Genomic DNA, 21,088 nt, shown 5'->3' with positions numbered 1-21,088 from the left:
TTGTCGCGGAGTTGCCGCTTCCCGCGAGGCCGACGAGAAGTAGCCGCGCTCGCTCTCGGCTCGCGGTGCTTTGGCTTGCCGCTGCGTCGCGATGGCGACTGGGATGGTCCCGCCCGCCCTTGACCGGCGGTGCTTGGATTGCCGCAGCACTGCCGCTGCGACGCGATCTGAGGGGGTCCGCGTGAGGTCGATGGGATGGCTGTACCCGTTCCGCTCCCGGCCCTGGTCCGAGATCGCCGCGGAGTTCCAGCGGCTCGCCGCCGCGCGGCCGGTCTACCGGCCCATGTCCGAGGTCGTGGACAGCGTGCTCGCCGCGAACACCGTCCTGCTCGGCACGACGTCGCTGGGTGACCTGATCGTCGTCGACCGGCCGGTGCCGCGGGCGCCGTGGGGTGCGGTCGTGGTGTCCGGGCCGTGGTCGCGGCGCTCCGCCGTCGCGCCCGGCCGGGTGCGCGTCGAGCACGTGGGCGCCGACGGTGAGGCGGACGAGCGCCCCGTCGACGAGGCCGTGCCGCTGTTCTGGTGTTTCGTGACCCGCAAGTTCGGCGTGATGCCCGCCGCTCAGGTGTCCTGAGGCCGGATCCCGTCCAGCAGGAACGTCAAATGGCGGCGCCAGTCGCCGAGCGGCGCCGCCCGCGTGGTGGCCGCGATGGCGAAAGCCAGGTCGTCGAGCCCGAAGTCCGGCCGCAGCACCCCGGCGTCGTGGGCGCGTGCCAGCACCTTCTCGCACACCTCACCGACGCGTTCCCGGGCGGCTCGCAGCCCCGGTGCGTCGAGTAGCACGCTCGTGCAGAGTTCGGTCATGCCGCGGTCGATCGTCTGCAGCTCGCAGATCCGCACGATCAGCTCGACCAGCCCGTCCCACGGGTCGTCCGCCTTCAGCGCCTGCTCGGCCTCGCCGGCCAAGCGGTCGAGCAGGCCGCCGAACGCCGCCTCCACCAGGTCCATCCGCGTGGGAAACCGGTTGTAGAGCGTCCCGATCGCGACCCCGGCCCGCCGGGCGATCTCCTCCAGCGGCGCGTCCAGGCCCTTCTCGCCGAACACCTCGCGCGCGGCCGCGACCAGCAGCTCGCGGTTGCGCTGGGCGTCACGGCGGAGGGGGCGGGTCACGCGTTCAGTATAAGAAACTTGAGGGCAGCCTCAATTTGAGCTACAACTTGAGGGGTACCTCAATTTTTCTGGAGGCGAATCGACATGAAGACACTCGCGATCTTCGGCGCCGGGCCGGGCATGGGACGGGCGACTGCCCGCCGGTTCGGCAAGGAGGGCTACCAGGTCGCGCTGGTGGCGCGCCGTGCGGACCGGCTCTCGTCCTTCGTGGCGGAGCTGACCGCGGAAGGCGTTGCGGCGCGGGCGTTCCCGGCGGACCTCAACGACATCGACGCGCACCCCCGGCTGCTGGCGGACGTCGGGCCGGTGGACGTCGCGGTGATCAACGGCTCCCTGGACCTGGCGCGGCTGAAGCCGGTGCGCGACCTCGATGTGGAGACCCTGCGGGCGGTGTTCGAGACCGTGGTCCTGGCGCCGGTGTCGCTGACGCGGCTGATGCTGCCTGGGATGCTGGAGCGCGGCTCGGGTGCGCTGCTCTACGGGTTCGGCTCGTCGGCGAAGAACCCCGAGCCGATGCTGGCCGGCGGCGGGGCGGCACAGGCCTCGCTGCGCAACTACGTGCTCGCGCTGCGCGCCGACCTGGCCGGCACGGGCGTCACCGCGGCCGGGATCACCATCGGTGCGCTCATCCGGGACAGCGACGCGGAAAAACTGTTCGACACCTCGGCCGGCGCCCGCCGTGGCTTCGACCCGGAGCGCGTCGACCCGGCCGACCTCGCCGAGATGCTGTGGGGCATGGCCGCCACGGGGGAGCCGGCCGAGCAGGTGGTCGGGGCCTGATCGTTCAGGTGGTCGCCACCAGGAAGTCCTCGCCGCTCGACGGCCGCAGCCCGTCGGGCCGCCCGGCGAAGTACCGGTCGGCGAGCGCGCTCCCCGGCACGTGTCGCACGCGGGCGAAGCCCGCCTCGCGCGCCAGTGTCAGCATCTCCGCCGGGGTGTAGAAGCTGACGAACGGAGTGCCGGAGTTCCGCGCGCCGCGGGTGCTCGCCTGGAGACCGGGCCGGTCCGCGTGGTCGAGGAGTTCGACCGGCAGCAGGAAGGTCATGGCGAGGGTGGATCCCGGGGCGAGCCCGGCGATCTGGCGCAGTGTGGCGGCGGTGGTCTCTTTCGCAAGGTACATGGAGACGCCGGTCGAGGCGACGACGGCGGGCCTGCCCGGATCGAAGCCGGCCGCGACCAGTCGGTCCAACCAGGACTGACCGGCTTCGAAGTCGACCGGCACCAGCCGGAGCCAGTCCGGCACCGGGTAGCCGAGTTCGGCCAGCCGCCGCCGTTTCCAGGCCTGCGTGCCGGGCTGGTCGATCTCGAACACCCGGAGCCGGCCGCCGAGTTCGGGCCGGCGCTGGGCGAAGGAGTCCAGCCCGGCTCCGAGGACGACGTACTGGCCGGCGCCGCGTCCGGCTTCGTCGAGGACCAGGTCTTCGACGAACCGGGCGCGAGCGACGACGCCGGCCCGGAAACTCCGGGTGGCGTCCGGGTCCATGTCCGGGCGCCGCCGCCAGTCGTCGCCCGGCGCGGCGAGCCGCAGGCCGATGTCGTCGCGGAACACCGGTGGCGGGGCGTCGACGTCGAGGTGCATCGCGCGCCACAGCGCCACCCGGACGGCGGTGTGGTCCGGTTCCACCGGCGTCACTTCCCGGCCGGGGCCTGCAGCGACCAGAGCCGCCCGTCCGGGTCGCGCACGGTCGCTTCCCGCGTGCCGTAGTGGGTGTCCTCGAACGGGGTGACGATCTCGACGCCAGGGCCGGGCTCGAACGCGTCCGCGTCGGGAACCGCCAGCACGATCCGGGTCTGCGGCGTGCGGTCCTCGGGCACCTCGGCGATGAAGACGTACGGGCCGTCGCCGTTGCGGAGCCGGCCCGAGTTGTGGTCGGTCTCGAAGTCGAGCGTGAACCCCAGGGACTGGAAGAACTTCGCGGCCCTGCCCCAGTTGCGGGTTTCCAGGAACACCGCCTCGATCCCGTCGGTGGCCATGTCAGCTCCCCTTCCGCGCGTTCAGCTGTCCGTCGGATGGGCCGGCGAGGTAGGCCCGCAACGCGTCGGCGACCAGCGCCGACAGCGACGATCCCGACTCGATGGCACGGTGCTTGACCTGCTTGATCAGGCCGACCGGCAGGTAGACGTTGAACTGCTTGACTTCCTCGTCGCCCACCAGCCGAGGCTAGCATGCTAGCAAGCTAGGGAAAAGGTTCCGCTGTGCCGGAAGTGTGGTGTCAGGCCGGGATCAGGCGGGTTTGCGGGCGACGATCAGGTCCCGCAGGATCGCCTGGTCCACCCGGTGCTCGAACCCCTCCCACGGCCCGCCGGAGCGGACTTCCAGGCCGGCCCGGCCGAGGATCCCGGCGATCTCGTCGCGCTTGGCGACGTGCGTGTTCCAGCTCAGGCCCAGCGCGCCGCCCGGCTTGAGCACGCGCGCCCACACCGGCACGGCAGCCGCCAGCAGGTCCCGCGGGCTCCGCGCGAGCTCGTCGGGCTGGTGGCTGCCGTGCTGGACGCCGTAGGGCGCGTCGGCGACCACGACGTCCGCCGAGCCTGCCTTGAGCAGCTCGTCGGTGGTGAGGGTGTCGGCGTTGAAGAACGTGACGTGGCGCGCGTCGCCGGCCTTCCAGCGTTCCTTGTCCAGCGCGTAGGAGATCTCCAGGCGCTGCCCGAGGCGGTGCTTGTGCCGCCGAAGCGGACCCGAGTCGGCGTTGTGCTTGACGCGCTTCTGTCGCAGCCAGGTCTTGATGAACCGTTCGTAGGCCTCGAAATCCCGCTTGTCGACGTCCAGACCGGTCGCGTCCAGGCCGTACATCATCGCCTGGTTGAGCGTGGTTCCGCGGCCGCACAACGGGTCCACCACGTGCAGCGGCCGGTCCAGGAACTCGGTGGGCCGGGACCGGGACAGCAGTGTGACGTTGAGCAGCAGTTTGGTGAACAGCTCGTTGGTCTTGCCCGGGTACTTCTGGATCGTCAGCAGGTCGGAGTCGAGCTTGTCCAGCGGCGCGATCTCCAGCGGGCGCAACAGATCGCCGCTGAACTCGAACAGCGCGTACAGCGACGAGAGGTTCGACAGCAGCCGGAGGTCCTCTTCGGACAGCGGCTCCGCGGTGGTGAACGTGACGTAGGTGACGCCGCCGATCCGGCGCTCGCCGATCTCGGCCGGCGGCGTGCGCAGTGCCTCGCCGAACACGGTCAGTTCGGCGCGCAGCAGACCGGCGGAGGCGTCCGCGTAGACGCGGTTGGCGCCGGGGTAGAGGAGGATCCCGTAGTCGAACATCGGGAAAAAGCGTAGCTTGCCCGCATGAGCACCTCCGCCCAGCTCGACTTCCCGCGCGCCGCAGGGCTGCTGCGGGAAGCGAACGACGTCACCCTGCTGGCCCACGTCCGCCCGGACGCCGACGCGCTCGGCAGCGCGCTGGCCCTCGGCCGCGCGCTCTACCAGCGGGGCGCGACCGTGCGCGTGTCCTTCGCCGAGCCGGCCGAGGTGCCGGAAAGCCTGCGCGGCCTGGACGCCGACAACCTGTTCGTGCCCGCCGACGAGGTGCCGCCGTCGGCGGGGCTGCTGGTGTGCCTCGACACGCCGAGCCCGGCGCGGCTGGGTTCGCTGGCCGGCCGGGTGGACGCGACGCGCGCCGCCGGCGGCGAGGTGCTCGTGGTCGACCACCACGCGTCGAACCTGCGGTACGGCTCGGTGCACCTGGTCGACGACACCGCCGAGGCGACCGCGGTGCTGGTGCTGGCGCTGCTGGACGAGCTGGGGGTGGCGCTGGACGAGCCGATCGCGCGGTGCCTGTACGCCGGGCTCGTCACCGACACGGGTGGCTTCCGGCGGGCGCGGCCGTCGACCCACCGCGCGGCGGCCCGGCTGCTCGAGGCCGGGGTCGACCCGGACCGGCTCGCGCGGGAGATCATCGACGACCACCCGTTCGCGTGGCTGCCGATGCTGTCGACCGTGCTGGCGTCCGCGCGGCTGGAGCCGGAGTCGGCGCAGGGGTTCGGGCTCGTGCACGCCGTGGTGACCGCCGACGTGGCCGCGACGGTGCGGCTGGAGGAGGTCGAGGGCGTGGTGGACGTGATCCGCTCGACGCGGGAGGCCGAGGTCGCGGTCGTGCTGAAGGAGCAGGCGCCGGGGGAGTGGTCGGTGTCGTTCCGGGCGATCGGGAAGATCGACGTCTCCCAGGCGGCCCGCAGTCTCGGCGGCGGGGGCCACCGGCTGGCGGCAGGCTGCACGATCCACGGCACGGCGGAGGAGGGCCTGGCGATGGTGCGGCGCGCGCTGGAGGAGGCGCCGCTGCTGGGCTGACCCGGAGGCCTGCCATCCCTGCGGTTGCGCGCCGCGGAGCGGCGGGCAGTTCGCTGCTGGTGGCCCGGCGGTCTGCCCGTGACGCGGCGGGTCCCGCGCCGCAGAGCGGCGCTTCACCGCGAGTGGCGGGCCCCCGGGAGCTACTGCCCTCGCCGGCAGGAAGCTGCCGCCCCGGCAGGAAGCTGCCGCCCGCCGAAAGATGCCTCCTCCGGTGGGAGCTACCGCCTGCGGGAGCTACTGCCCCTCCGGGGGCTGCCCCTCCGGTGGGAGCTACAGCCTGGGGGAGCTACCGCCCCTCCGGGGGCTGCCGTGCCTGCCGGGGGCTGCCGCGCTGCCGGGCGCTGCCGCCCCCTCCGGGGAGCTACTGCCCCCGTCGGCGGAGAGCCGCCGCCCCGCCGACAGCTGCCCTCCGGCGGGAGCTACCACCTGGGGGAGCTCCCACCCTCCAGGAGCTGCCACGCTTGCCGGGAGCTACCGCGCCCGCCGGGAGCTACCGCCCCCCGCCGGGAGTTGCCGCCCCGCCGGGAGCTACCCCTCCGGAGGGTGCCACCGCCCGCGGGAGCTCCCCTCCGGAGGGGCAGCGCCGCCAAGCTGCGAGCCGCTGCCGTGCAGCCGATCTTGTCGGTGCCCCCGGTTAACCTGCCCTCGTGTCCGAAACCGTGGAAACCGCCGGGGAGAAGGTGCCTGCCAGGCGCGTGCTGGGCCTGGCGGTCCCGGCGCTGGGGGTCCTCGCGGCCGAGCCGTTGTACGTCCTGGTCGACACGGCCGTCGTCGGGCATCTGGGGGCCCTTCCGCTGGCCGGGCTCGCCGTCGGCGGGGTTGTGCTGGCCCAGGTCTCGACCCAGCTGACCTTCCTGTCCTACGGCACCACCTCGCGCACCGCCCGCCTGCACGGGGCCGGCCGGCGCGCCGAAGCGGTCAGCGAAGGCGTCCAGGCGACCTGGCTGGCGGTCCTCGTCGGCCTGGTCGTGCTCGGCGCCGGGCAGCTGCTCGCCGGCCCGGTCGCGCGGGTCCTGTCCGGCAGTGACGAGGTCGCCGCGGCGGCCGTGTCCTGGCTGCGCATCGCGTTGTTCGGCGCGCCGCTGATCCTGATCACCATGGCGGGCAACGGCTGGCTGCGCGGAGTGCAGGACGCGGTCCGCCCGCTGCGGTACGTCCTGGCGGGCAACGGGATCTCCGCGGTCCTCTGCCCGCTGCTCGTCTACGTCGCGGACTGGGGGCTCGAAGGGTCGGCCGTCGCGAACGTCGTCGCCCAGGTGATCAGCGCCGGGCTGTTCCTGCGGGCGCTGATCACCGAGAAGGTGTCGCTCAAGCCGCACCCGAAGGTGATGCGCGCGCAGCTCGGCCTGGGCCGGGACCTGGTGCTGCGCAGCCTCGCCTTCCAGGCGTGCTTCGTCTCCGCCGCCGCGGTCGCGGCCCGCACCTCGACGGCCGCGGTCGGCGCGCACCAGATCGTGCTGCAGCTGTGGACGTTCCTCTCCCTCGTGCTGGACTCGGTCGCGATCGCGGCCCAGTCGCTGGTCGGGGCCGCGCTGGGAGCGGGTTCGGCGCGGCAGGCGCGGGGCGTGGCCGGGCAGATCACGCGCTACGGGCTGATCATGGGCTGCGTGCTCGGCGTGGTGTTCGCGGCGGTGTCGCAGGTGCTGCCGCACGCGTTCACCTCCGACCCTGGCGTGCTCGGCGAGGTGCCGCACGCCTGGTGGTTCTTCGTGGCGCTGCAACCGATCGCGGGCGTGGTGTTCGCGCTGGACGGGGTGCTCCTCGGCGCGGGCGACGCGGCGTTCCTCCGCACCGCGACGCTCGCCAGCGCCGCGCTCGGGTTCCTGCCGTTGATCTGGGCCTCGCTCGGCTTCGGCTGGGGGCTGACCGGCATCTGGACCGGCCTGTCGCTGTTCATGGTGCTGCGGCTGGCCGCGGTGGTGGCCCGCTGGCGCTCCGACCGCTGGACCGTGCTCGGCGCCGTCCGCTGACGCCGGGCTGTCCGCGGGTTTCCGGCTCGGGGCCCGTCGCTGACGCTCGGCGGCCCGGCCTCGGTGGTGGCGGACCGTGCCCCGCGCGGGCATCCGGTGCCGCCGCCGTGTGAGCCCGGTTTGGCACCGGCGCGGCGGTGCAGCGACCTCGGCGTCGTCGCCGCGCCCGCGGGGTGGTGGGCGCCGGGCCGGGTTCCGTGGGCTCGGGGCTGGGGCGTTTGCCGCGGGCGGCGCGCGCTCGACGACCGGCCGCGATGGTCCGGACCGCGCTCGGCGCCGGCCGCGACGCGCCCGCGGCGTGGTGGGCGCCGGGCCGCGACTCTGCTGTGGCGCCGGTTCCGGTCCGCGAGTCCAGCAACCTCGCCGCCGTCCGCTGAACGGGTGGCCCCCGCTGGGCCGTGTGGCTGAAAACACCCCGGTAACAGGTAAGTTTCAGCCTTGCATAGGCGATACAACTATCGGGACGGCGATGCGGGCGTCCCCGTGTCGTTGTCGCCTACTCCGCTTCGGGAGGAATCCTTCGTGCCGCCGCAGCAGGCACCCGTGACCGGCAAGGCCAGCCGCCGGTCGTGGTTCATCTGGTTCACCGCCGCCATCGTCTACCTCCTCTCCGTCTTCCACCGCACCTCGTTCGGGGTCGCCGGGCTGGAAGCCGCCGACCGGTTCGGGGTCGGCGCCGCCGCGCTCTCCACCTTCACCGTCCTGCAGGTCGGCGTCTACGCCGCCATGCAGATCCCCACCGGCGTCCTCGTCGACCGCTTCGGGCCGCGCAAGGTCCTCACCGCCGCGCTGCTCTTCCTCGGCCTGGGCCAGATCCTCGTCGCAGTCGCGGACACCTACGCGCTGGGCCTGCTCGCGCGCGGTGTGCTCGGCTTCGGTGACGCGCTCACCTTCGTCAGCGTGCTGCGCCTGATCGCCGCGCACTTCCCGGGCCGCCAGTACGCCGTGGTCACGAGCTTCACCACGGCGATCGGCTTCCTCGGCAACCTCGCCGCGACTGTCCCGCTCACCCTGCTGCTCGCCGGCCCCGGCTGGACCCCGACGTTCCTCACCGCCGGCCTGATCACCGCGATCTACTCGGCCGTCGTCGCGGGCCGCGTCCGCGACACCCCGGCCGGCGCCACCCCGAAGGCCGGCCCGGTCAACGCGCGCCAGCTGGCCCGTCAGGTCCGCACGGCCTGGCGCGTCCCGGGCACCCGCCTCGGGTTCTGGGTGCACTTCTCCACGATGTTCGCCCCGAACGTGCTGACCCTGCTGTGGGGTGTGCCGTTCCTGGTGCAGGGTCAGGGCCGCCCGGCCGCGACCGCGAGCGCCCTGCTGACCGTGTTCGTGTTCGGCTCGATGATCGGCGGCCCGCTGGTCGGCAGCATCATCTCCGCCCGCCCCGGCGCGCGGATGCCGCTGGTGCTCGGCTACCTCGCCGGCGCCGCCGCGGTCTGGGCGGTGCTGCTGAGCTGGCCCGGCCAGATCCCAATCGGCGTGCTGGTGCCCGCGTTCGCGTTCCTGTCCCTGGGCGGCCCGGCGTCGATGATCGGGTTCGCGCTGGCCCGCGACTACAACCCGCTGTCCCGCGTGGGCACCGCGACCGGCGTGGTCAACGTCGGCGGGTTCGTCGCGACCACGGTCACCGCGCTGGTGATCGGCGTGCTGCTGCAGCTGACCGGCGGCCAGTTCCGGCTCGCGCTGCTGGCCGTCGTCGCGATGCTGGCGCTGGGCACCTTCCGCATGCTGGTGTGGTGGCTGCGCGCCCGCGCGGAGCTGTTCGCCGCGCAGGAGCGGGGCGAGCAGGTGCCGGTCCAGGTGCGCCGCCACGTGTGGGACGCCCCGGCCCGGAACGTCTCCGCCCGGAAGGTCCCGACAGCCGCATAACGGCGCCCCGTAAGGTGTCCAGCCGTGTCCCAGCCGAAGACTCGACGCCCCGCGCCCCCGCCCGGCCTGCTCGTGGTGGACAAGCCACCGGGCATGACCTCCCACGACGTGGTGGCGCGGGTGCGCCGGATCATGGGCACCCGCAAGGTCGGGCACGCCGGCACGCTCGACCCGATGGCCACCGGCGTGCTGGTGCTCGGCGTCGAGCGGGCGACCAAGCTGCTGGGCCACCTCGCGCTGGACCGCAAGACCTACCTCGCCACGCTGGCCCTCGGCGTCTCGACCACCACCGACGACGCCGAGGGCGAACACCTCTCCACCGCGGACCCGGACGCGCTGGCCGCCGTCACCGACGAGGCGATCGCATCCGGGATCGCCGCCCTGACCGGCGAGATCCAGCAGGTCCCCAGCGCCGTCAGCGCGGTCAAGATCGCCGGCAAGCGGGCGTACGCGCGCGTGCGAGCCGGTGAGGAGGTCGCGCTCAAGCCGCGGCCGGTCACCGTCTACCGCTTCGACCTGCTCGCGACCCGCCGCGTCGCCGACCGCATCGAGCTGGACGCGGTCGTCGAATGCTCGTCGGGCACCTACGTGCGGGCGCTGGCCCGCGACCTCGGCGAGGCGCTCGGCGTGGGCGGCCACCTCGCCGCGCTGCGCCGCACCACGGTCGGCCCATTCGGCATCGCCGCCGCGCGCACCCTGGAGCAGCTGGAGGAGAAGCCGGAGCTGTCGTTCGACCTCGACGACGCGGTGGCCGCGGCCTTCCCGCGCTACGAGGTCGACGCGGCCACCGCCCGGGCTGTCCGATATGGACAGCAGGTGCGCGCGTCCGGCATCGAGGGCACGTACGGGGTGTTCGACCCGGACGGGCACGCCCTCGCGCTGGCCGTGGACGCCGGCGGCGTGGCCCGCTCGGTGGTCGTTCTCGCTCCGGCCTGATCCCCGCGAAGCCCGCTTCCGGGGACAGCTCTGGCCGTCAGATGCTAGTTCGGACTAGCATATGCCAGCATCAACTGATCGACGCTGGAGGCGACGCGTGGCCGAGCCGGAACACGACGAACTGCGGGCTTGGGTGGAGGAGGTGGCCACGTTCTTCGCCGAGCAGTACGGCCAGCCGCCGATCGCGGGCCGGATCCTGGGCTGGCTGATGGTGTGTGACCCGCCCGAGCAGTCGGCCACGCAGATCGCCGGGGCGATCGGGGCCAGCCGGGCGTCCCTGACCACCAACCTCAACCTGCTCACCGCCGCCGGCCTGGTGCGCCGCCGGACCGGGCCGGGTGCGCGCACCACCTACTTCCGGGTCGACGACGACGCCTGGCCCGTGGTGGTCAGGCGGCGGATCGCCACGCTGGCCTCGTTCGCCGACGTTGCCGAACGAGGCATGGACCTCTTCGGGGCCGACAGCGCCAGGGCGGGCCGGTTGCGCGCCGCGCGCGAGACCTTCCTGTGGATGGCCAGGGCCTTCGAGAGGAGCGACGACCGTGACTTCTGAAGGTTCGGCAGTGGTGGCCGGCGGTGGCATCGGCGGGGTCACCGCCGCCATCGCCCTGCGGCGGGCCGGCTGGGACGTGGTGGTGCTGGAGCGCGCCCCCGAGCTGCGTGAGGTCGGCGCCGGACTGTCGATCGCCCCGAACGCGTTGCGGGCGCTGGACGCGATCGGTGTGGGCGAGGACGTGCGGGCCGCCGCCACACCGTCGTGGGCGGCCGGCAACCTGCGCCTGCCCGGCGGCGAGTACCTGCGGCGTGCCGATCCGGAGCACGACACCGCGCTGTCCTGCTTCCACCGGGCCGATCTGCACCGCCTCCTGGCCGCGCGGCTGCCCGCCGGAACCGTCCGGACGGGAGCCACCGTGACCGGGGTGAGCACGTCGGCAGCCGGCGCGACGGTCCGCTACCGGACGGCCGAGGGCGAGTACGAGATGGCGGCCGGTCTCGTCGTGGGCGCGGACGGCATCCACAGCACCGTGCGCGCGACCCTCTGGCCGGACGCGCCGGCGCCCCGTTTCCGGTACACGGCGTGGCGCGGGGTCACCCGGCCCGGATCGGTGTGGCCGGAGGACGGGACGTTCACCTTCGGGCCCGGGGCGTATTTCCTGGCTCACCCGATCGGCGGTGAACGGGTCTACTGGGCGCTGGGTGTGCACGCCGACACGCCCGGCGTGCGCTACCCCGACAACCTGGCTGAGGTGCGCCGCCGGCTGACGGGCTGGCACCGGCGGGGTCGGCGAGCTGCTCGACGCGACACCCGCCGATGCCGTGCTGCACAACGACATCCACGATCTCGGCGCGCTGCCCACCTACGTCCGCGGCCGGGTCGTGCTGCTGGGGGACGCGGCGCACGCGATGACGCCCGACATGGGGCAGGGGGCGTGCCAGGCCGTCGAGGACGCGGTCACGCTCGCCGCGACCACCGGTGACCTCGCCGCCTACGACCGGGCCCGGCTGGGCCGGACCCGCGCGATCGTCTCGACGGCCCGCCGGAAGGGCAGGATCGCGGTGTCGCGATCCAGGCTCGTCCACCGGATGCAGGTCCTCGGCCTGCGCCGGGCGCCGGCGTCGATCGTGCGCAGGGAGACCGGCCGGGTGTGGGACTGGACACCGCCCGGCGCCGCCGAAGTTCCAGGCGGACGGTGACGGCCCGCGACCGCCCTCGGCGGACGCGCTTCGCGCGGCAGTACCCTGCATCCGTGCAGAGGTGGCGAGGGCTTGCTGATCTCCCCGGCGGCTGGGGACGGTGCGTGGTCACGATCGGCGTGTTCGACGGGGTGCACCGCGGGCACCAGGCGCTGATCGCCAGGACGGTCGAGGTGGCGAAGAACCGCAACCTGCCCAGCGTGATGCTGACGTTCGACCCGCACCCGTCCGAGGTCATCCGGCCGGGGAGCCACCCGGCGCAGCTGACCACGCTGCGCCGCAAGGCGGAGCTGGTCGAGCAGCTGGGCATCGACGTCTTCTGCGTGCTGCCGTTCACCGCGGAGCTGTCGCGACTGACCGCGCACGAATTCGTGCACGAGGTGCTGGTCGACCGGCTGCACGCGGCCGCCGTGGTGGTGGGGGAGAACTTCACCTTCGGGCACAAGGCCGCCGGTGACGTGGCCCTGCTCAAGGAGCTGGGCCGCCGGTTCGGGTTCGCCACCTTCGGCGCCGAGCTGCAGGGTGGCAGCATGCCCGACGGCGAGGCCGCGGATTCCGGCGAGATCACCTTCTCCTCGACCTACGTCCGCTCGTGCATCGACGCCGGTGACGTGGTCGCCGCCGCTGACGCGCTGGGCCGCCCGCACCGGCTGGAGGGCATCGTGGTCCGCGGCGACGGCCGCGGGCACGACCTGGGCTACCCGACCGCGAACCTGTCCACGCCGCGGTTCGCCGCGGTGCCCGCCGACGGCGTGTACGCCTGCTGGTTCGTCCGCGACAACCAGCCCGGCCGCCTGCTGCCCGCGGCGGTCTCGGTCGGCACCAACCCGACGTTCTCCGGCCGCGAGCGCACCGTCGAGGCGTTCGTGCTCGACGTGGACGAGGACTTCTACGGCCAGCACGTGGCGCTGGACTTCGTCGGCCGCCTGCGCGACATGGTGAAGTTCACCAGCGTCGACGACCTGGTCGAGCAGATCGCCGACGACGTCAGCCGCACCCGCGCCATCCTCGGTTCCGGCAGCTGACCGCGCCGGTGCGATTGCGAATCGTCGGGTGATTCCGCCCCGGCCGCCCGATCCCACCTGGCAAGATTGGGTCCGGCGCGGCCAGGTCTGTCCGGGGAGAGCAGGGAGCACAGCACGTGGATGACCACAAGATCGTCCAGCGGAACATCGCCCTCCAGCGGGAGTGGTACGGCGAGCCGCTGGGCGACCGGGTGCGCCGTCTCGTCGTCGCGTTCGACGTCTCGCAGGCCTACCTGGCCGAGGTGCTGGGCATCAGCGCCCCGATGCTGAGCCAGGTGATGAGCGGCCGCCGCGCCAAGATCGGCAACCCGGTGGTGCTCGCCCGGATGATCATGCTCGAGCGCAAGTGCCTGATCCCCGAGGTCGCCGCCGGCCACAAGGAAGCCCTGATGGCCGCGCTGGAGGACGTGCGGGACGCGCGGCCCACCGTCGGCCGCGACACCTTCCCGGTCAACGCGCTGTCCGAGGAGCGCGCGGCGCTGTCAGTCCTGCGGGACATCGCCGAGGACGAGGACCTGATCGAGGCAGCCAAGCGGCTCGACGACGACTTCCCGGCACTGGCCGACCTGCTCCGCCGCGCCGGGCAGCAGGGCTGAGCAGTGGTGCTGTTCTCGGCGGTCCTGCCGCCCGCCGCCGTGGTCGAGACCCTGACCGCCGAGGTCGCCGGGCTGCCGCGGCTGGACGGCGTGCGGTGGAGTTCGCCGGAGAACTGGCACGTCACGCTGGGGTTCTACGGCGAGGACGACGCCGCCGCGCGGGCGGACTGGCTGCGGCCGCGGCTGGCGGGAATGCCGGCGCCGCGGATCTGGTTGGAAGGTGCGGGCACGTTCACCCGGGTCCTCTACCTCGGGGTGTACGGCGAGGGGATCACCGAGCTCGCTCTCGCCGCCGGGGCGGGCGAGGAGGGCCGCGCGTACCTGCCGCACCTGACCCTGGCGCGCACGCGCGAGCGGGTGCCGGCGGAGCTGGAGCGGCGGCTGTCCGGCTACCGCAGCGAGATGTGGACGGCCGCGGAGGCGGTGCTGATGCGGTCGCAGCGGAGCGCCGACGGCGTGCGATACGTCGTGGTCGAGCGGTTCCCGCTGTCCCAGCAGGCCAGGTAGTGCGCTCCCTGATACCCTGAACCACCGGGTCCGGCTGCAGTCCGTGGCGGCCTCGACCGACTACCCGCGTCCAGCGGGCCTCACGGCACAGAACAACACAGAGGAGAGAACTCAGTGGCGCTGTCCACCGACGAGAAGAAGTCGATTCTGACCGAGTACGGTCTGCACGAGTCCGACACCGGGTCCCCGGAGGCCCAGGTCGCGCTGCTCACCAAGCGGATCATCGGTCTCACCGAGCATCTCAAGGTGCACAAGCACGACCACCACTCCCGTCGCGGCCTGTTGCTGCTGGTCGGCCGTCGTCGCCGGCTGCTCAACTACGTGATGAAGGTGGACATCGAACGCTACCGGTCGCTGATCCAGCGACTCGGCTTGCGCCGATGACGTGATCCGAGGGGGAGTGACCACGGTCGCTCCCCCTCGGTCCATACGAAGTAAGAAAGAGGAAGGGCAGGCGCTCGAGGGCAAGGACGCCGGTCCTCGGTAGTGGCTTACGGGAGAGTCCCGTTGGCTTCGATCGAAGACCGGCTCGTTCCTCGGACGCCGCCCCGCACGGGCGGGGCGCTCTGCTGCCCGAACGAACGAGGAGTCAACTACACATGACCGAAGCAAGCGGACCCGTCGTGCACGAGGCCGAGGCCGTCATCGACAACGGCAAGTACGGCACGCGCACGATCCGCTTCGAGACGGGCAGGCTCGCCCGGCAGGCCGCCGGCGCTGTCGTCGCCTACCTGGACGAAGAGACGATGCTGCTGTCGGCGACCACCGCCTCCAAGCAGCCGAAGGAGCACTTCGACTTCTTCCCGCTGACAGTGGACGTCGAGGAGCGGATGTACGCCGCGGGCCGGATCCCGGGCGCGTTCTTCCGCCGCGAGGGCCGTCCCTCCACCGACGCGATCCTGACCTGCCGCCTCATCGACCGGCCGCTGCGCCCGTCCTTCGCCGACGGCCTGCGCAACGAGATCCAGATCGTCGTCACGGTGCAGAGCCTGCACCCCGAGGACCCCTACGACGTGCTGGCGATCAACGCCGCGTCGGCCTCGACCCAGATCGGCGGCCTGCCGTTCTCCGGCCCGATCGGCGGCGTCCGCGTCGCGCTGATCGAGGGACAGTGGGTCGCGTTCCCGACCTGGTCGCAGCTGGAGAAGGCGACCTTCAACATGGTCGTCGCAGGCCGTGTCGTCGGTGACAGTGACTCTGACGTCGCGATCATGATGGTCGAGGCCGAGGGCACCGAGAACACGCTCGACCTGATCGCGGGCGGCGCCCCGGCGCCGACCGAGCAGGCCGTGGCCGAGGGCCTGGCCGCCGCCAAGCCGTTCATCCGCGTGCTGTGCGAGGCGCAGCAGAAGCTCGCCGACGCGGCCGCCAAGCCGACCGGCGACTTCCCGGTGTTCCCCGCCTACCAGCAGGACGCCTACGACGCGGTCGCCGCGATCGCGACCGAGGACCTGGCCAAGGCGCTGACCATCGCCGGCAAGCAGGACCGCGAGAACGCCACCGACGAGGTCAAGGCCGCCGTGCTGGCCAAGGTCGGCCTCGGCGAGGGCGAGGCCTTCGAGGGCCGCGACAAGGAGATCGGCGCCGCGTTCCGGGCGCTGACCAAGAAGCTGATCCGCCAGCGCATCCTGCGCGACAAGGTCCGCATCGACGGCCGCGGTCTCACCGACATCCGCCAGCTGGCGGCCGAGGTCGCGATCATCCCGCGGGCGCACGGTTCGGCGCTGTTCGAGCGCGGCGAGACCCAGATCCTGGGCGTCACCACGCTGAACATGCTGCGCATGGAGCAGCAGATCGACTCGCTGTCGCCGGAGACGACGAAGCGGTACCTGCACCACTACAACTTCCCGCCGTTCTCCACCGGCGAGACCGGCCGCGTGGGCTCGCCCAAGCGGCGCGAGATCGGCCACGGCATGCTGGCCGAGCGCGCGCTGGTGCCGGTGCTGCCGAAGCGGGACGAGTTCCCCTACGCCATCCGTCAGGTGTCGGAGGCGCTGGGCTCGAACGGGTCCACCTCGATGGGCTCGGTGTGCGCCTCGACCATGTCGCTGCTCAACGCCGGCGTGCCGCTGAAGGCGCCGGTCGCGGGCATCGCGATGGGCCTGGTGTCCGACGAGGTCGACGGCGAGACGCGCTACGTCGCGCTGACCGACATCCTCGGCGCCGAGGACGCCTTCGGCGACATGGACTTCAAGGTCGCAGGCACCAAGGACTTCATCACCGCGCTGCAGCTGGACACCAAGCTCGACGGCATCCCGTCGGACGTCCTGGCGGGCGCGCTGAACCAGGCCAAGGACGCCCGGCTGACCATCCTCGACGTGCTGGCCGAGGCCATCGACTCCCCGGACGAGATGAGCCCGTACGCCCCGCGCGTCACGAGCGTGAAGATCCCGGTCGACAAGATCGGCGAGGTCATCGGGCCGAAGGGCAAGATGATCAACTCGATCACCGAGGAGACCGGCGCCGACATCTCGATCGAGGACGACGGCACGATCTACGTGGGCGCGGCCGACGGCCCGTCCGCGGAGGCCGCGATCAGCAAGATCAACGCCATCGCGAACCCGCAGCTGCCGAAGGTGGGCGAGCGCTTCCTGGGCACCGTGGTGAAGACGGCCGCGTTCGGCGCGTTCGTCTCGCTGCTGCCGGGCAAGGACGGCCTGATCCACATCTCGAAGCTGGGCAACGGCAAGCGCATCGGCAAGGTCGAGGACGTGGTCAACGTGGGCGACAAGCTCCGCGTCGAGATCGCCGACATCGACAACCGCGGCAAGATCAGCCTGGTCCTCGTCAAGGACGAGGAGGAGGGCGAGAAGAAGGCTGAGGACGCCCCCGCCGAGGGCGCCGAGGCCGACGCCAAGTAGGACGAAGCGGTAGCCGGGAAACGGCCCGTCCCCGGGCGGGGCGGGCCGTTTTCCGTGTTCCCGCACGAGTGTTGGGATTCGATGGCGCGACAGATTGCCGGGCACGAGCAGGCCGCGGGCATCACGCGGACGCTCGAAATCGGGGCGAACGGCCAGGTTGTGAAGCGCACCGTGCTGCCGGGCGGGCTGCGGGTGGTCACCGAGCACGTGCCGGGGGTGCGGTCGGCGACGGTCGGCCTGTGGGTCGGGGTCGGCTCGCGGGACGAGCCGCCGAAGGTGGCCGGGGCGGCGCACTACCTGGAGCACCTGCTGTTCAAGGGCACCACCAACCGGTCCGCGGTGCAGATCGCCGAGGAGATCGACGCGGTCGGCGGTGAGCTGAACGCGTTCACCGCGAAGGAGCACACCTGCTACTACGCGCAGGTGCTCGACGAGGACCTGCCGCTGGCGATGGACCTGGTCACCGACGTGGTGTTCGAGGCGCTCTGCGCGGAGTCCGATGTGGACACCGAGCGCAGCGTGGTGCTCGAGGAGATCGCCATGCGCGACGACGATCCCGAGGACCTGCTGCACGACACATTCGTGACCACGGTCCTGGGCTCGCACCCGCTGGCGCGCCCGGTGCTGGGCACCACCGAGTCGATCACCGGCATGTCGGCGAGCGGGCTGCGCGGGTTCTACCGGCGCCGCTACACGCTGCCGAAGATGGTGCTCGCAGTGGCGGGCAACGTCGAGCACGCGCAGGTCCTCCGCCTGGCGCGCAAGGCGTTGCGCGGCCGTCTGTCCGGTTCGGACACCCCGGTGCCGCCGCGGGCGGGCAAGGCGCGGGTGGCCGCGGAGCGGCGGCTGGTGCTGCACAGCGACGACACCGAGCAGGCCCATGTCATGCTCGGCATGAAGGCGCTGTCGCGGCACGACGAGCGCCGGTACGCGCTGTCGGTGCTCAACGCCGCGCTCGGCGGCGGCATGAGCTCGCGGCTGTTCCAGGAGGTGCGCGAGCAGCGCGGCCTGGCCTACCAGGTGTACTCCTCGGTGGCGACCTACGCCGACACCGGCCACTTCTCCGTGTACGCGGGCTGCCAGCCGGAGCGGCTGGGCGAGGTGTCGGCGGTGCTGCGGGACGTGCTCGGGCAGGTCGGCAAGGACGGCTTCACCGACGCCGAGGTCGCGCGCGCCAAGGGGCAGCTGCGCGGCGGGATCGTGCTGGGCCTGGAGGACACCGCGTCGCGGATGTCGCGCATCGGCAAGCAGGAGCTCAACTACGGCGTGCACCTCACCGTCGACGAGTCGGTGGAGCGGATCGCCGCGGTGACCACCGAGGAGGTGTGTGAGCTGGCCCGCACCCTGTTCGGGACGCCGGGAGGGGTCACCGCCGCCGCGGTGGTCGGGCCGTACGCTTCCGAGCAGGACCTACCGGAAGATCTGCACGAGGTGATCGCGAAATGAACCCCCGCGGCGAGGACAACCCGATCCGGGTCGGCGTGCTGGGCGCCCAGGGACGGATGGGTGCGCAGGTGGTCAAGGCCGCCGGGGGCGCGCCCGACATGACGGTCGTGGCGACGCTGGACGCGGGCGACGACCTGGCCGCGCTGACCGAGGCCGGCGCGGAGGTGGTCGTCGACTTCACCCACCCGGACGCGGTGATGGGCAACCTGGAGTTCCTGGTGGCCAACGGGTTGCACGCGGTCGTCGGCACCACCGGGTTCAGCGAGGAGCGGCTGGAGACGGTCCGGTCGTGGCTGGCGGGCAAGCCGGAGGTCGGGGTGCTGATCGCGCCGAACTTCGCGCTCGGCGCGGTGCTCGCGATGCGGTTCGCGCAGCAGGCGGCCCGGTTCTACTCCTCGGTCGAGGTCATCGAGCTGCACCACAACCGCAAGGCGGACGCCCCCTCCGGCACGGCGGCGCACACGGCGCGGCTGATCTCGCAGGCGCGCCGCGAGGCCGGGCTGAAGCCGGGCGCGGACGCGACGACGAGCGAGCTGGACGGCGCCCGCGGCGCGCGGGTCGAGGACGTGCACGTGCACTCGGTGCGGCTGCCCGGGCTGGTGGCGCACGAGGAGATTCTGTTCGGGCAGGAGGGCGAGACGCTCACCATCCGGCACGACTCGATGGACCGGACCTCGTTCATGCCGGGTGTGCTGCTCGGGGTGCGGGAGGTGCTGGGCCGTCCCGGCCTGACCGTCGGCCTCGAGAACGTGCTCGACCTGTGAAGGCCCGCAACGTCGCACTGGTGATGACCGCCGCGCTGGTGGTCTACCTGGTGCTGCTCGGGGCGCGCGGGGTGGAGCTGATCGCGACCGGGACAGGCGTGGGCATCGCGCTCGGCGTCGGCGTGCTGGTGCTGCCGCTGCTCGGGCTGTGGATGGTCGTCGCGACCTGGCGGTCCGGCACGCGGATCCAGCACCTGGCGCGACGGCTGGACGCCGAGGGCGGGCTGCCGGACGTGGCCGACCTGCCGCGCCGCCCGTCCGGCCGGGTGGACCGCGCCGCGGCGGACGCGTGGTTCGAGGAGCGCCGCGCGGAGCTGGAGCAGCACCCCGAGGACTGGCGGTACTGGTACCGGCTGGCGCACGCGTACGACCTGGCGGGCGACCGGCGCCGAGCCCGCGCCACGATGCGCAAGGCGCTGGACCTGGAGGCGGCGGAGGCGGCCCGCTAGGTGGTGCCGTGCCTGCGCTGTGATGCGTAGGACCTGGCGGGGGAGGCGGCGCGCAGCGCCCGCGTTTCCTACCGCAGCGCGGCGCGTTCGTCGACGCGGCGGGTGGGGGTTCCGAGGAAGATCTCCGGATCCGGGCCTGCCCGGTAGGCGAGGTTGAGGGTGTCGAGCCGGTAGAGCCATGGGCCGTGGGCCGAGCGCAGCATCACCCGTAGCGCGCCGTCCGCTTCCCGCAGGTCCACATCGTTCTTGTCCGGAACGCCGGTCAGCACGCGGGTGGCCGGCCGGAAGCCGTCGTGTCCGCGGATGGTCACCTCGTGCACCAACGGCGCCGCCGGCTCAGGCAAGGGGAACGCGATCGGCACCCGTGCAGCACGGTGTGCGCCGGCATGCGCGGCTTCGAGATCATCGGTGTCGAGTTCGGTCTGATGAGCCTGCACTCCTGGCTGTGCCACGGCTACGAAGCCGACGCCGGTGTCCACCTCAACCAGCGGGGGCTGATCGACACGCACGCCCAGGCCTCGGACCTGCTGGCGTGGATCCTCGGCCTGCCGCCCGAGGAGGCGCCGGAGCCGGTGTACTGGACCGTCGCCGCCATCGCCGAACCGCTTCACTCCCGCAGCTGACGCCCCACCACCTCGCCGTGGCCGAACACCCCCGCGCTGGCCGCCGACCGGTTCACGAAGTCGGCGAACGGGCCCGGCTCGAACGGCGCCGCCGCCTCCAGCTTCGCCACCGCCTCCGGGGGCAGCGTCACGTCCAGCGCGGCGACGGTCTCCGCGACCCGGTCCGCCGTGCGGAACCCGATCAGCGGGTGCACGACCGACGACCGCGCCCGCGACCACGCGATCGCCACCTGCGCCGGCGTGACACCCAGCTCGTCCGCCACCGCGCGCACCGCGGCCGCCACCCGCTGCTGCTCCGGCGACGGCGAACCGACCCGGCTGGACCCGGTCAGCGCGCCGTGCTCCAGGACGCCCCACGCCGCCACGGTCAGCCCCAGCTGCTCGGCCATCGGCAGCACGTCGCGCTCGATGTCGCGGTTCAGGAGGCTGTAGGGCACCTGCACGCCCGCGAACGGCGTCCACCCGCGCCACTCCGCCAGCACGTCCGCCCGGCTCACCACCCACGCGGGCGTGTCGGACACCCCGAGGTACCTGACCTTCCCGGCCCGGACCAGGTCGTCCAGCGCACGCAACGTCTCGGCGACCGGCGTGTGCGGGTCCCACGTGTGCACCCACAGGATGTCGACGTAGTCGGTGCGCAACCGCCGCAGGCTGCGCTCCAGCGACGCGACCAGGTTCTTGCGGTGGCTGCCCCCGGCGTTCGGGTCGTGCGGGTCCCGCGTCAGCGTGTACTTGGTCGCCAGCACGAACCGGTCGCGATCCGTCAGCACCTCGCCCAGCACGCTCTCGCTCTCCGCGTACGCCGAGGCCGTGTCGATCACGTTGCCCCCGGCGTCGGCGTAGGCCTTGACCACCCGCCGCGCCTCGTCGGGTTCCTGCAGCGCCATCGCCCCGAGGAACATCTCCGCCACGCGCAGCCCGGTGCGCCCGAAAAGCCGGTATCTCATGCGGT

General features: G+C 72.8%; 26 protein-coding genes. 19 read left to right on the top strand and 7 right to left on the bottom strand.

Annotated features, from left to right (window positions below):
- The first annotated feature begins 190 nt into the window (after positions 1 to 190).
- A complete protein-coding gene (locus tag AMYTH_RS0114585; protein ID WP_027930946.1) occupies positions 191 to 574 on the top strand; it encodes a hypothetical protein in 384 nt (127 codons plus the stop codon).
- Here the strand turns inward: AMYTH_RS0114585 and AMYTH_RS0114580 are convergent.
- A complete protein-coding gene (locus tag AMYTH_RS0114580; protein WP_027930945.1) occupies positions 562 to 1,110 on the bottom strand; it encodes a TetR/AcrR family transcriptional regulator in 549 nt (182 codons plus the stop codon). The genes AMYTH_RS0114585 and AMYTH_RS0114580 overlap by 13 nt on opposite strands.
- Before the next feature lie 84 nt (positions 1,111 to 1,194).
- On the opposite strand from AMYTH_RS0114580, the gene AMYTH_RS0114575 reads away from it, so the two are divergent.
- Positions 1,195 to 1,890 (top strand): SDR family NAD(P)-dependent oxidoreductase, encoded by a 696-nt coding sequence (locus AMYTH_RS0114575; protein ID WP_027930944.1) that lies wholly within the window; start codon positions 1,195 to 1,197, stop codon positions 1,888 to 1,890.
- 4 nt (positions 1,891 to 1,894) lie between these two features.
- On the opposite strand, the gene AMYTH_RS0114570 is transcribed toward AMYTH_RS0114575, so the two are convergent.
- From AMYTH_RS0114570 to AMYTH_RS0114555, 4 genes are all read right to left on the bottom strand, one after another.
- Complete coding sequence (locus AMYTH_RS0114570) at positions 1,895 to 2,734, bottom strand: class I SAM-dependent methyltransferase (RefSeq protein WP_228684757.1); 840 nt, start codon at positions 2,732 to 2,734, stop codon at positions 1,895 to 1,897.
- A 5-nt stretch (positions 2,735 to 2,739) separates the two neighbouring features.
- The gene (locus AMYTH_RS0114565) at positions 2,740 to 3,084 is read right to left on the bottom strand and encodes a VOC family protein (protein WP_027930942.1); all 345 of its coding nucleotides are present in this window, start codon (positions 3,082 to 3,084) and stop codon (positions 2,740 to 2,742) included.
- Position 3,085: 1 nt separating this feature from the next.
- A complete protein-coding gene (locus AMYTH_RS0114560; RefSeq protein ID WP_027930941.1) occupies positions 3,086 to 3,262 on the bottom strand; it encodes a ribbon-helix-helix domain-containing protein in 177 nt (58 codons plus the stop codon).
- Positions 3,263 to 3,334: 72 nt separating this feature from the next.
- On the bottom strand, positions 3,335 to 4,369 hold the full coding sequence (locus AMYTH_RS0114555) for a TRM11 family SAM-dependent methyltransferase (protein WP_027930940.1): 1,035 nt from the start codon (positions 4,367 to 4,369) through the stop codon (positions 3,335 to 3,337).
- A 24-nt stretch (positions 4,370 to 4,393) separates the two neighbouring features.
- On the opposite strand from AMYTH_RS0114555, the gene AMYTH_RS0114550 reads away from it, so the two are divergent.
- The 16 genes from AMYTH_RS0114550 to AMYTH_RS0114480 all read left to right on the top strand — a co-directional run bounded on the left by AMYTH_RS0114550 (position 4,394) and on the right by AMYTH_RS0114480 (position 19,513).
- A complete protein-coding gene (locus AMYTH_RS0114550) occupies positions 4,394 to 5,395 on the top strand; it encodes a DHH family phosphoesterase (RefSeq protein ID WP_027930939.1) in 1,002 nt (333 codons plus the stop codon).
- Positions 5,396 to 6,042: 647 nt separating this feature from the next.
- Entirely contained in the window at positions 6,043 to 7,365 is a 1,323-nt protein-coding gene (locus AMYTH_RS0114545; RefSeq protein ID WP_027930938.1) for an MATE family efflux transporter, read from the top strand.
- A 254-nt stretch (positions 7,366 to 7,619) separates the two neighbouring features.
- A complete protein-coding gene (locus tag AMYTH_RS50890; RefSeq protein ID WP_267283892.1) occupies positions 7,620 to 7,742 on the top strand; it encodes a hypothetical protein in 123 nt (40 codons plus the stop codon).
- A 166-nt stretch (positions 7,743 to 7,908) separates the two neighbouring features.
- Positions 7,909 to 9,234 (top strand): MFS transporter, encoded by a 1,326-nt coding sequence (locus tag AMYTH_RS0114535; RefSeq protein ID WP_027930937.1) that lies wholly within the window; start codon positions 7,909 to 7,911, stop codon positions 9,232 to 9,234.
- A gap of 24 nt (positions 9,235 to 9,258) precedes the next feature.
- On the top strand, positions 9,259 to 10,170 hold the full coding sequence (truB, locus tag AMYTH_RS0114530) for a tRNA pseudouridine(55) synthase TruB (RefSeq protein ID WP_084022586.1): 912 nt from the start codon (positions 9,259 to 9,261) through the stop codon (positions 10,168 to 10,170).
- 97 nt (positions 10,171 to 10,267) lie between these two features.
- Positions 10,268 to 10,723: a GbsR/MarR family transcriptional regulator gene (locus AMYTH_RS0114525; RefSeq protein WP_027930935.1), complete on the top strand. Its 456-nt coding sequence runs from the start codon at positions 10,268 to 10,270 to the stop codon at positions 10,721 to 10,723.
- Positions 10,713 to 11,648 carry an FAD-dependent oxidoreductase gene (locus AMYTH_RS50885; RefSeq protein WP_167344588.1) on the top strand — a complete coding sequence of 312 codons (936 nt, stop codon included), beginning with the start codon at positions 10,713 to 10,715 and terminating at the stop codon, positions 11,646 to 11,648. Before AMYTH_RS0114525 ends, AMYTH_RS50885 begins: the two co-directional genes overlap by 11 nt.
- The gene (locus tag AMYTH_RS50880) at positions 11,575 to 11,865 is read left to right on the top strand and encodes a flavin-dependent monooxygenase (RefSeq protein WP_410468315.1); all 291 of its coding nucleotides are present in this window, start codon (positions 11,575 to 11,577) and stop codon (positions 11,863 to 11,865) included. Before AMYTH_RS50885 ends, AMYTH_RS50880 begins: the two co-directional genes overlap by 74 nt.
- A gap of 53 nt (positions 11,866 to 11,918) precedes the next feature.
- Complete coding sequence (locus tag AMYTH_RS0114515; RefSeq protein ID WP_084022585.1) at positions 11,919 to 12,890, top strand: bifunctional riboflavin kinase/FAD synthetase; 972 nt, start codon at positions 11,919 to 11,921, stop codon at positions 12,888 to 12,890.
- A 116-nt stretch (positions 12,891 to 13,006) separates the two neighbouring features.
- Positions 13,007 to 13,486, top strand: coding sequence for a helix-turn-helix domain-containing protein (locus AMYTH_RS0114510; protein ID WP_017981768.1), 480 nt, complete (start codon positions 13,007 to 13,009; stop codon positions 13,484 to 13,486).
- A 3-nt stretch (positions 13,487 to 13,489) separates the two neighbouring features.
- Complete coding sequence (gene thpR, locus AMYTH_RS0114505) at positions 13,490 to 13,993, top strand: RNA 2',3'-cyclic phosphodiesterase (RefSeq protein ID WP_027930933.1); 504 nt, start codon at positions 13,490 to 13,492, stop codon at positions 13,991 to 13,993.
- A gap of 114 nt (positions 13,994 to 14,107) precedes the next feature.
- Positions 14,108 to 14,377 carry a 30S ribosomal protein S15 gene (gene rpsO / locus AMYTH_RS0114500; protein ID WP_017981770.1) on the top strand — a complete coding sequence of 90 codons (270 nt, stop codon included), beginning with the start codon at positions 14,108 to 14,110 and terminating at the stop codon, positions 14,375 to 14,377.
- A 215-nt stretch (positions 14,378 to 14,592) separates the two neighbouring features.
- Positions 14,593 to 16,854 carry a polyribonucleotide nucleotidyltransferase gene (locus AMYTH_RS0114495; RefSeq protein WP_027930932.1) on the top strand — a complete coding sequence of 754 codons (2,262 nt, stop codon included), beginning with the start codon at positions 14,593 to 14,595 and terminating at the stop codon, positions 16,852 to 16,854.
- Positions 16,855 to 16,935: 81 nt separating this feature from the next.
- Positions 16,936 to 18,300 (top strand): M16 family metallopeptidase, encoded by a 1,365-nt coding sequence (locus AMYTH_RS0114490; RefSeq protein WP_027930931.1) that lies wholly within the window; start codon positions 16,936 to 16,938, stop codon positions 18,298 to 18,300.
- Positions 18,297 to 19,064, top strand: coding sequence for a 4-hydroxy-tetrahydrodipicolinate reductase (gene dapB, locus AMYTH_RS0114485; protein WP_027930930.1), 768 nt, complete (start codon positions 18,297 to 18,299; stop codon positions 19,062 to 19,064). The genes AMYTH_RS0114490 and dapB overlap by 4 nt, the downstream gene beginning before the upstream one ends.
- The gene (locus AMYTH_RS0114480) at positions 19,061 to 19,513 is read left to right on the top strand and encodes a membrane protein (RefSeq protein WP_017981774.1); all 453 of its coding nucleotides are present in this window, start codon (positions 19,061 to 19,063) and stop codon (positions 19,511 to 19,513) included. Before dapB ends, AMYTH_RS0114480 begins: the two co-directional genes overlap by 4 nt.
- A 68-nt stretch (positions 19,514 to 19,581) precedes the next feature.
- Here the strand turns inward: AMYTH_RS0114480 and AMYTH_RS44825 are convergent, their stop codons facing one another.
- Positions 19,582 to 19,824: a hypothetical protein gene (locus AMYTH_RS44825; protein WP_157360606.1), complete on the bottom strand. Its 243-nt coding sequence runs from the start codon at positions 19,822 to 19,824 to the stop codon at positions 19,582 to 19,584.
- A 75-nt stretch (positions 19,825 to 19,899) separates the two neighbouring features.
- On the opposite strand from AMYTH_RS44825, the gene AMYTH_RS44820 reads away from it, so the two are divergent.
- On the top strand, positions 19,900 to 20,136 hold the full coding sequence (locus tag AMYTH_RS44820) for a hypothetical protein (protein WP_228684755.1): 237 nt from the start codon (positions 19,900 to 19,902) through the stop codon (positions 20,134 to 20,136).
- Here AMYTH_RS44820 and AMYTH_RS0114465 read toward each other — a convergent pair.
- Positions 20,121 to 21,083: an aldo/keto reductase gene (locus tag AMYTH_RS0114465; RefSeq protein ID WP_228684753.1), complete on the bottom strand. Its 963-nt coding sequence runs from the start codon at positions 21,081 to 21,083 to the stop codon at positions 20,121 to 20,123. The two genes, AMYTH_RS44820 and AMYTH_RS0114465, sit on opposite strands and share 16 nt — an antisense overlap.
- Positions 21,084 to 21,088: the final 5 nt, after the last annotated feature.

Origin of the sequence: Amycolatopsis thermoflava N1165 (genome assembly GCF_000473265.1) — a bacterium.
GTDB lineage: Bacteria > Actinomycetota > Actinomycetes > Mycobacteriales > Pseudonocardiaceae > Amycolatopsis_E > Amycolatopsis_E thermoflava.
Note: the sequence above shows the minus strand (reverse complement) of the source record. Positions and strands in the feature narration are given on the sequence as shown.